The organism is Nocardia sp. NPDC051981, assembly GCF_040680715.1.
In the GTDB taxonomy this organism is placed as follows: domain Bacteria; phylum Actinomycetota; class Actinomycetes; order Mycobacteriales; family Mycobacteriaceae; genus Nocardia.
The window spans coordinates 1-7,693 of the sequence record NZ_JBFAXK010000057.1 but is presented as its reverse complement, the minus strand read 5'-3'; the positions used below and the strand labels follow the sequence as shown (position 1 = coordinate 7,693).

General features: G+C 64.9%; 10 protein-coding genes. 6 read left to right on the top strand and 4 right to left on the bottom strand.

Features of this window, described 5'->3' with window-relative positions; translation table 11 throughout:
* Positions 1–272 precede the first annotated feature (272 nt).
* The 3 genes from AB0L60_RS42130 to AB0L60_RS42120 all read left to right on the top strand — a co-directional run bounded on the left by AB0L60_RS42130 (position 273) and on the right by AB0L60_RS42120 (position 1,936).
* Complete coding sequence (locus tag AB0L60_RS42130; RefSeq protein ID WP_364626487.1) at positions 273–827, top strand: hypothetical protein; 555 nt, start codon at positions 273–275, stop codon at positions 825–827.
* A gap of 474 nt (positions 828–1,301) precedes the next feature.
* On the top strand, positions 1,302–1,487 hold the full coding sequence (locus AB0L60_RS42125) for a hypothetical protein (RefSeq protein WP_364626484.1): 186 nt from the start codon (positions 1,302–1,304) through the stop codon (positions 1,485–1,487).
* 23 nt (positions 1,488–1,510) lie between these two features.
* Positions 1,511–1,936 carry a hypothetical protein gene (locus AB0L60_RS42120; RefSeq protein WP_364626481.1) on the top strand — a complete coding sequence of 142 codons (426 nt, stop codon included), beginning with the start codon at positions 1,511–1,513 and terminating at the stop codon, positions 1,934–1,936.
* Between the two features lie 129 nt (positions 1,937–2,065).
* On the opposite strand, the gene AB0L60_RS42115 is transcribed toward AB0L60_RS42120, so the two are convergent.
* Together AB0L60_RS42115 and AB0L60_RS42110 are read right to left on the bottom strand one after the other, a co-directional pair.
* Positions 2,066–2,425 carry a nuclear transport factor 2 family protein gene (locus AB0L60_RS42115; RefSeq protein WP_364626479.1) on the bottom strand — a complete coding sequence of 120 codons (360 nt, stop codon included), beginning with the start codon at positions 2,423–2,425 and terminating at the stop codon, positions 2,066–2,068.
* A gap of 27 nt (positions 2,426–2,452) precedes the next feature.
* Positions 2,453–3,238, bottom strand: coding sequence for an SDR family oxidoreductase (locus AB0L60_RS42110; protein ID WP_364626476.1), 786 nt, complete (start codon positions 3,236–3,238; stop codon positions 2,453–2,455).
* A gap of 107 nt (positions 3,239–3,345) precedes the next feature.
* On the opposite strand from AB0L60_RS42110, the gene AB0L60_RS42105 reads away from it, so the two are divergent.
* Complete coding sequence (locus AB0L60_RS42105; RefSeq protein WP_364626473.1) at positions 3,346–3,849, top strand: helix-turn-helix domain-containing protein; 504 nt, start codon at positions 3,346–3,348, stop codon at positions 3,847–3,849.
* A 483-nt stretch (positions 3,850–4,332) separates the two neighbouring features.
* Here the strand turns inward: AB0L60_RS42105 and AB0L60_RS42100 are convergent, their stop codons facing one another.
* Positions 4,333–4,737 (bottom strand): hypothetical protein, encoded by a 405-nt coding sequence (locus AB0L60_RS42100; protein WP_364626472.1) that lies wholly within the window; start codon positions 4,735–4,737, stop codon positions 4,333–4,335.
* Between the two features lie 347 nt (positions 4,738–5,084).
* Here AB0L60_RS42100 and AB0L60_RS42095 point away from each other — a divergent pair, with 347 nt between their 5' ends.
* Together AB0L60_RS42095 and AB0L60_RS42090 are read left to right on the top strand one after the other, a co-directional pair.
* On the top strand, positions 5,085–5,393 hold the full coding sequence (locus AB0L60_RS42095; RefSeq protein ID WP_364626469.1) for a hypothetical protein: 309 nt from the start codon (positions 5,085–5,087) through the stop codon (positions 5,391–5,393).
* A gap of 398 nt (positions 5,394–5,791) precedes the next feature.
* Positions 5,792–6,817: a fused (3R)-hydroxyacyl-ACP dehydratase subunits HadA/HadB gene (locus tag AB0L60_RS42090; protein ID WP_364626467.1), complete on the top strand. Its 1,026-nt coding sequence runs from the start codon at positions 5,792–5,794 to the stop codon at positions 6,815–6,817.
* A 180-nt stretch (positions 6,818–6,997) separates the two neighbouring features.
* Here the strand turns inward: AB0L60_RS42090 and AB0L60_RS42085 are convergent.
* The coding region (locus tag AB0L60_RS42085; RefSeq protein WP_364626464.1) for a carboxylesterase family protein at positions 6,998–7,693 on the bottom strand (696 nt) is incomplete at its 5' end.

Here is a 7,693-nt window from a genome sequence, read left to right as displayed (position 1 = left end):
CTGCCCTCTGATCCGGGCTTCGCGGTCATCGGCAGTAGCAGACGTTCCGGGGCGTCGGATCCGCTCTTCCCGTTGATCTTCCGATGCCCCGCGTTGGCCGGTTCGGTCAGCGCGGTATGCGGCAGTTGCGGACGTTCCACGGCCTCGGATCGGTACGGCCAGTTGATCTTCCGATACCCCACGCTGGCCGGTTCGGTCAGCGCGGTATGCGGCAGAATAGTGCGTTGGCACTGTCAGTTTGCGCGGGCCAACGTGGTGCTTATGCTCGCAGGATGTCGGCGACTGCTACCGCTCAGGTGATCCACGGTCTTACCGGGCTGGCGGAAGAGGACATACTTTTCGAAGGCTGTTGGCCGTTGATCGCGCAGATTCTAGTGCGTCAGGGCTTCTCGTGGTCTGCCCTGACCGATCTCGTGGCGATGGAAGCCCGCGACGACAGCGTGATCGAGACAAAGCTCGGGGAGCTACACGGCCAGATCGACCGCTATCTCGGCGGTGCGCCGCGTCTCGATCCCTGGGATGTTGTCGCCGGGACCTATGGTCGCGCCTGGCGAATGGACCTGATCGATCCGATCTCGGCCATGTGGAGGATGGATAACCTCTGGTGGCGGATCCGCAAGCTGGGCCATGAGGACCGCGCCGGACTTCGTGTCATTTGGGCAGGAATGGGGGTCAAGGAGCAAGACGACGGAATCTCCCTGTCGCAAGCTATCGACAGCCTCGGAGTTGAAGTGCTCAGCGAGGCAGACTTGCTGCTCCCGCCGGGGGCAGTGGACTACGAGCTCTGCAACGCCCTGCGGGAAGCCCTGGACGCCAACGGATACTGACCGCTGCGAGCACCCCACCGATAGCACGCTCATCGGCAATGGCGGACGTTCTGCGCCGCACCAGGTTCCGGGCGCTGGCGCCACCTGAGGGTGTCACGACACCGCCATCTACCGGTGCGAGTCACACTTTTCGGCGCACGTCGGAGTGCGGTGCTGGGGTGTACCCCAGGCCGACAGCCGCCGGGCGCGTACAGGGTCCGGTTTTGCACACGAAAATGAGGGACCGGTCCGAGAAGCCCCGTCGATGTGACAGGAGGGCGTGACACTGGGCCAGTGACAAGGGGCGGAATGACGAAGTTGCCGAGGCTGACGCTTCGCGCAGCTCCTGTCGAAATGGAGCCCGCCGGAGGAGTTCTGACTGCCGACGCGGCCCGCACCAGCACGCCCAGGTCGAGGAACTGCGGGATCCCGCAAAGCTCAGCGAGTGGATCAAGCTATTCCCCTGGCTCGACGCCGGCGAGGGACGACTCCCTCATGAAGGACATCCTGGGACGCTGCATGATCGACGGGCGTTTCAGTGCGTTGCTGCGCCAAGGCGGTGCGGACGTGACCCACGTCCAGGTCCTGTTGCGGGGCATGGGCTGCTGGAACCGCAGGCTGCTACTTCCGGGCCGGGCCGCAGAAACCGCTGTGGCCGTACAAACCGCTCTCGGCCAGTAGGTGCACGCTGGCAAGCTGGGCGTATGAAGTCTTCCGGTGGGCAAGAGCAGAGCATCGCGATCAGGGACGCCGATTCCCCGGCCTGGTCGGTTCGCGCCGCAGCTGGACGGCGGCTCGCGATATCAGCCAGGGTGGACGAGGTGGCGGACGTCCTCCATCGTCTTCTCCTGGACCAGGACACCGCAGTCACGCAAGAGACTGCCGTGGCCCTGCTTGCACGCAAAGACATCGTTGGCCTGCGCTGTGTACTGCTGGCCAGGAGCTATGCCGCCGAGATCTCGACCGCGGAAGAGATCCAGGCTGCTCTTGACTGCTACCCGGACTGGATGACGGCTGAGGGTGCCGACCGACTGATCAAGCAGCTGCAAAAGCTGACATCAGACGACGACCCCGGTGTCCGCGATGAAGCTCAGAGGATCCTTGCCTCACTACTGCAGCGCGAAGAATGAGAACGGCCGAATACGCGAGGATGGTCGGCTGACCATCGTTTTCCGAACGGGTGTGTAGGGTCAAAAAAGTTGGACAGAGTCGGGCTCGGTGGCCAGTTCCAGCATCGTGTTCGCCGGATGCTGCGCCTCTCAGGGTGCGATGACAAGGTGTTCGATCATGTCGCCGCGAACGGTGAATTGGTAACGCAAGTCGACGGTGCCGCCGGGGAAGTCGCCTTCGAGGTGCTGAGTCGCGATGTAGTGGGTGGCGTCCAACCGTTGGGCCGCTGTGAGTTCGATGGTGTAGGTGAACTCGGTGGCGGACCGGTTCAGCCACTCTTCGATGGCCGCGCATCCGTCGTAGCTGTTCCCGTCGTCGACCACCGTGGCATCGGGAGTGAAGGCGGAGCACGCGGTGGTTTTGTCGTGGGCACGGTGTGCGGTGAGGTACCGGTTGATCACCTCGGGCAGTGCCTGCGGGGCGATGGTCTGGGGCTGATTGGTGCTCACGGTGGTTCCCTCCTGGGGGTTCGGTGGTCATACGGTCGGGGTTGTACCGCCGTCGATGACATACTCGGCGCCGACGATGGCCGAGGCGCTGTCGGAGACCAGGAACGCGACGAGCTCGGCGACTTCCTCGGGTCGGTTGGGACGGCCCAGCGGGATGCCGCCGAGGGAGTCCATGAGTCGGCTCAGGGCGGCGTCTTGGGTGATGTCGGCGTCTTGGGCGATCCGGGCGATCAGGTTGTCGGCGGCGGCGGTCTGGGTGAAGCCGGGCGAGACGGTGTTGACGCGGATGCCGCGTGGGGCGACCTCGTTGGCCAGGCCCTTGCTGTAGGTGGTCAGCGCGGCCTTGGCGGCCGCATAGGCCAGGGTGCCGTTCCACAGCGGCATGCGGCGCTGAATGGAAGTGACGTGCAGGATCACGCCGTGCCCGGCCGCGATCATGGCGGGCAGCAGGCCGCGGTCGAGGCGGACGGCGGCCATCAGGTTCGTGCTCAGCTCCGTGGCCCAGTCGTCGTCGCCGAGAGCGGCGAATCCACCGCCCGGCGCCTCGGAACCGCCCAGGCTGTTGACCAGGATGTCGATGCCCCCCAAACGGTCGTCTACCTCGGCGATTACGTGGGCGGCGCCCTCGGCGGTGGACAGGTCGGCGGTGATGAAGAGCTTGTCCTCGACGTCGGCGGGACGGCTGCGGGCGGTGACGAGAACCGTCGCGCCGGCTTGGGCGAGGCGACGCGCGATGGCTGCGCCGACGCCCTTGGTGCCGCCGGTGACCAACACTCGCCGCCTGTCGAGGGATGCATCGCTGGACACGGTCATAGGGCCTCCCATCTCGAGAGCGGGTGTGAACGACACAGCCCCGCAAGTAACTGCTAAAGTAGAAGTTAGTAACTTCGATTCTAGCAGTAACTTAGGGGATGGTGTCCATGGCGAGCCGGATCAGATTGGAAGACCGGGAGTGTCCGCTGTCGACGACGGTGGCGTATGTCGGCGAGTGGTGGACGCTGCTGATCCTGCATGACGTCTTCGACGGTTACACCCGCTTCGACCAGTTCCAGGAGAACCTCGGCATCTCCTCGAGCATGCTGACCACCCGGCTGAAAGCCCTGGTCGCCGACGGCCTGCTGGAACGCCGCCCGTACCAGAGCAACCCAGAACGCCACGAGTACTTACTCACCGACCTGGGACGATCTCTGCGCCCCGTCCTCGTCGCTCTCGCCGCCTGGGGCAACTCCCGGCTCGCAGTTGACGAGCGCAGCATGATTCTCGTCGATGCGAACAGCGGCGAGGAGGTCGAACCTGTCGTCGTCGATGCCAAGACGGGCCGCCGCCTAGACGACAGCAACGCGTACGTCTTCACCGCGGGCCCCGCAGCCAGCATCGCCATGCGTGGCCGTTACCCCACGCGGCGACCGTCGCACACCACGTAGGTCGCCGTATCGCCGGAGCCGAAAGGGTTGAGGAGCAACTCGGCTACACCGGGTCTGCCCCGCAGGGGCCGAAGTGCCCAGGATGTACGGACTGCGATTCGACCGCGTACCGGAGGACGTCACGATCCCGAACCCAACGGATCCGCCGCTCACAAGCCGCTGACCATCGTTTTCCGAACACACCGGCAGATGCATCGCAGGCGGGCGCAATGGCCTGAGAGCATTGTCTGCATGGATACTCGGCCTGTCGGCCCTGAGTCCTCGGGCGGAGAGCCCGCGACCGGAGTGCCGGATCCTCAACCGCTCGAGGCTTCTGCTGGGGATCAGTCACGCGGGGCGGACGAGCCGGGCAACAGCGCCGCGTCGGATGCGAGTGGGACCGACGCGCAGACCGCCGCCATCAGCAGTGGCCGGTATGCACTCGCCACGGCGTTGAGCGTCGCACTTCTGTCCGGGGCGGTGTCGGCCGGTGTTGCGTGTATGTCAGCACGAATCAAGCGGATCGCTCCGCCCAGCTCGCTGCCCAGACCTCTGGGCGTGCACGCCGGCCGAGGCGATGATCGGGACACCGGCGCCGCGCACGTCGGTCGTGGCGGTGCGCTCGCGCAGGGCCGCCATCAGCTCGCCCTGCAGCGATGCCATGTCCAGGGCGGTCGTGACGCCGTGGGCGGCATACGAATCCAGCGCGTCGAGGCTGTCGAGGTGGACGTGGGCGTCGATCAGGCCCGGGATGAGGATGGCGCCGCCGGCATCGAGAGTCTGCGCGCCGCTGGCGTCGGTGCCGATCACAGTGCCGTCGATGACAACGGTGGCCGGTTCCCCCAGCCCGTGGCCGTCGAAAACGCGGACGTTCCGGATGGCCAGTTTGTCGTTGGAGTCTCCCCGCATCGACCCAATCTAGAACCCGTTCTACACCCGGGCAAGATCGAATCGGCTGGACCACACAGGCTTTGGTGGCCGCGGGCGCGACTGATAGAGGCGTTCGGAAAACGATCGGCAGCCGAACGCGAGAAGCCCTGCGCGGCGGTACGGCGTTCCCGCAGGAGGGAGCGTTCGGAAATCCGTCCGTATGGGGTCAACCCAGCGCCATACTCCGACCTGCGCCGAAAAGTGCGACTCGCAGCGGTAGATGGCAGTGTTGTCGCACCCCTCAGGTGGCGCCCGGCGCATGAGGCGTGCGGCGCAGAATGTCCGCTCATGCCGATGATCGTGCCTCGACGGGCATACTGGTCGAGGTGAGCGGGATACAGCTAGCTGGCGTGATCGTGGCTCTCATCTCGGGGGGATTTGCGATCACCGCAGGGGTCTACGCCTTCGTCAAACAGCACTACCGAGACTTGGCTGACCGAATCAGGATGACACAGTTCGGGGTCGCCCTTCTGGCAGCCATCGCGGTCGCGGGTGTGGTCCTCTATCTGCACTGGCACGACAGGTCCGACTCGTGGGTTTCGGCGAACATGCTGTGGGTTGGAATTGCCTGTGTCGTCTGCTTGATCGGGTGGTTGGGGAAGGTGACTGGGCACAAGCTCGAAGCTGACGATTAACGCGCTGAGGTCATCTTGGTTTCGGAACGCAGTAATTGACCGCGCCGAACATCCGCTCCTGCCGCATACCCTGCTGACCGGACCGGACAGCGTCAGCGCTCCGAAGATCAACGGGCTGAGGTCATTTCACCCGACTGGGCCCATTCCACGCGGTTCGAACCGGCGGCGCGGGCAGACTCGAAGATCGACTCGGGCGGCAACACGGCTGGTGATGCTGGGGGATTCTGTCCTTGGATCTGACCTGTGGAAACCGACTGCGGCCGAAAGTGTCTGGTGAGCGGTCGTTTGTTTTCCTCGGCGCGAGGGCCATGGTGTGTGAGAAGGTGGGGTTTCACTCGTGAACTCGGTTCTGCCGATACCGGTCACGAGTACTGAAGGAATGCGGATGGAGGAGGGGCTTGGTGGAGGCAGCATTCGATGTGGCTGGGCTGGTAGGGCATCGCTATCGCACGGACGACTTCTACGAGGTGGGGCGGGAGAAGATTCGCGAGTACGCGCGAGCGGTGCAGGATTTCCACCCGGCGCACTGGAGTGAGGACGCTGCCGGCGAGCTCGGGCACACCGGCCTGATCGCGCCGACCACGTTCCTTTCGACCGTCGCGATGTTGGCCAACCACCGGCTGATCGAGACCGTGACGACCGCCTACGACGTGGTCGTGCAGACCGATCAGGTCTTCGAAATGTACAAGCCAGTGCTCACCGGCGACCAGTTGGTCAGCGATGTCGAGCTGTCCTCGGTGCGCCGGATCGCGGGCAAGGACCTGCTCACCATCACCAACACCTTCACCGACCAAACCGGCGAGATCGTGCAGATCATGCACACCACGATGGTCGGCCTCACCAGCGACGACGTCGACGCCGGCATCAGCGACATGATCGAGCGCGTGATCATGAGTGGACTCGACACGACTTCCCGGGCCGCGGACGGGTTGCCGACGAGCGATCCGGAACCAGAGATTGCTGCAAACCTTTCGTCGATCTCACGCACGCGTGTCCCCCGCACCGCAGTCCGATTCGAGGACATCGCCGTCGGTGACGAGCTTCCTGCTCGCACCGTTCACCTGACGCGTGGGGATTTGGTGAATTATGCCGGGGTCTCCGGGGATGTGAACCCGATCCATTGGCATGACGAGGTCGCCGCGCTCGCGGGCCTTCCGGATGTGATCGCCCACGGCATGCTCACCATGGGCCTGGGCGCAGGATTTGTCACCACATGGCTCGCTGACCCGAGCGCGATGACCAGATACGGGGTCCGGCTGTCGAACTACACGGTCATCGAAGCCGCCTCGACCGGAAGCCTCGAGTTCACCGGGCGCATCAAATCGGTCGACCCCGAAACCCGGACCGCAGTCGTCGTTATCGTCGCAAAGTCCGCCGGACGCAAGGTTTTCGGCCTCGCCACCGCAGATATCCGCCTCGCATAACCTGTGCCGCTACAACTCCGACGGCTGCCAGAACGCCATCGATCAGAGCCAGAGCGAGGACCACGCAACGTACTGAATTGCCGCACACCGCGCTGTTCGGATCGGCCAGCGCGGCCCCGCGGAAGACCAACTCCGTGAGATCTGCGGGCTCTTCGGCTGCCGGCGACGCGGAGGCGTGTTTCAGGCCAGCAGCTTGAGGGCGTCGAAATGATGCTTAGCCCAGATACGGCGCGAGGGCTCCTGCGGGTATGGCCGGTCGGTTGGCGTGGTGTCGTAGATACGGGTGGTGCGGGCTTGTGAGTTGTAGGGTGCCCAGCCGGGGTCGCCGCTAGCGGCGAAAGTTGCCCAGTCGGTGCGCATCTGATCGCCGACCTGGGTGAGTTCGCATGCGGCGTTGGGATGAGCGTAAGGGTGCGCGGCGACTTCCGTGGGGCTGAGCGTGCCGAAGACGAGCAGGAAGTCCAGGCAGTGCGAGGCGCCCTGTCGGGAGTTGAAACTCCAGGCCAGTTCGTAGAACCAAACGCGTCCGCCGCCAGCATGCGCGGCGTCGGCCAGGTGCAGGCTCGGCATCCGGAACAGCCAGTCGCTGTTGAGGATTTCGAATAGTTGGGTGGGTGTCGCCTCGGGGTAGGCGATGCGGTAGCGCTGTTCACCATCGAGCGGTGCGAGATTCTGGAATGCGGCGGCGATCTGCGGTGTGGTCGGTTTGCTGCCGGGTCGTGTTGTGTAGAGCCGGAATTCGTCGCGGGTGTGGCCGACGAGCACGTCGATATCGCGTGCGGCCCCGCCGGCGAGCCCACTCCACGGCGTGCACGGCAGAATGTCGCCGTCGACCACGGGAGAAAACGGTGTGGGCGTGAGGGCCATCGGGCCCCA

Excerpts from the sequence above, each read along its gene's own strand:
- AB0L60_RS42130 (WP_364626487.1), top strand. The coding sequence starts at position 273 with ATGTCGGCGACTGCTACCGCTCAGGTGATCCACGGTCTTACCGGGCTG.
- AB0L60_RS42125 (WP_364626484.1), top strand. The coding sequence starts at position 1,302 with ATGAAGGACATCCTGGGACGCTGCATGATCGACGGGCGTTTCAGTGCG.
- AB0L60_RS42120 (WP_364626481.1), top strand. The coding sequence starts at position 1,511 with ATGAAGTCTTCCGGTGGGCAAGAGCAGAGCATCGCGATCAGGGACGCC.
- AB0L60_RS42110 (WP_364626476.1), bottom strand. The coding sequence starts at position 3,238 with ATGACCGTGTCCAGCGATGCATCCCTCGACAGGCGGCGAGTGTTGGTC.
- AB0L60_RS42105 (WP_364626473.1), top strand. The coding sequence starts at position 3,346 with ATGGCGAGCCGGATCAGATTGGAAGACCGGGAGTGTCCGCTGTCGACG.
- AB0L60_RS42100 (WP_364626472.1), bottom strand. The coding sequence starts at position 4,737 with ATGCGGGGAGACTCCAACGACAAACTGGCCATCCGGAACGTCCGCGTT.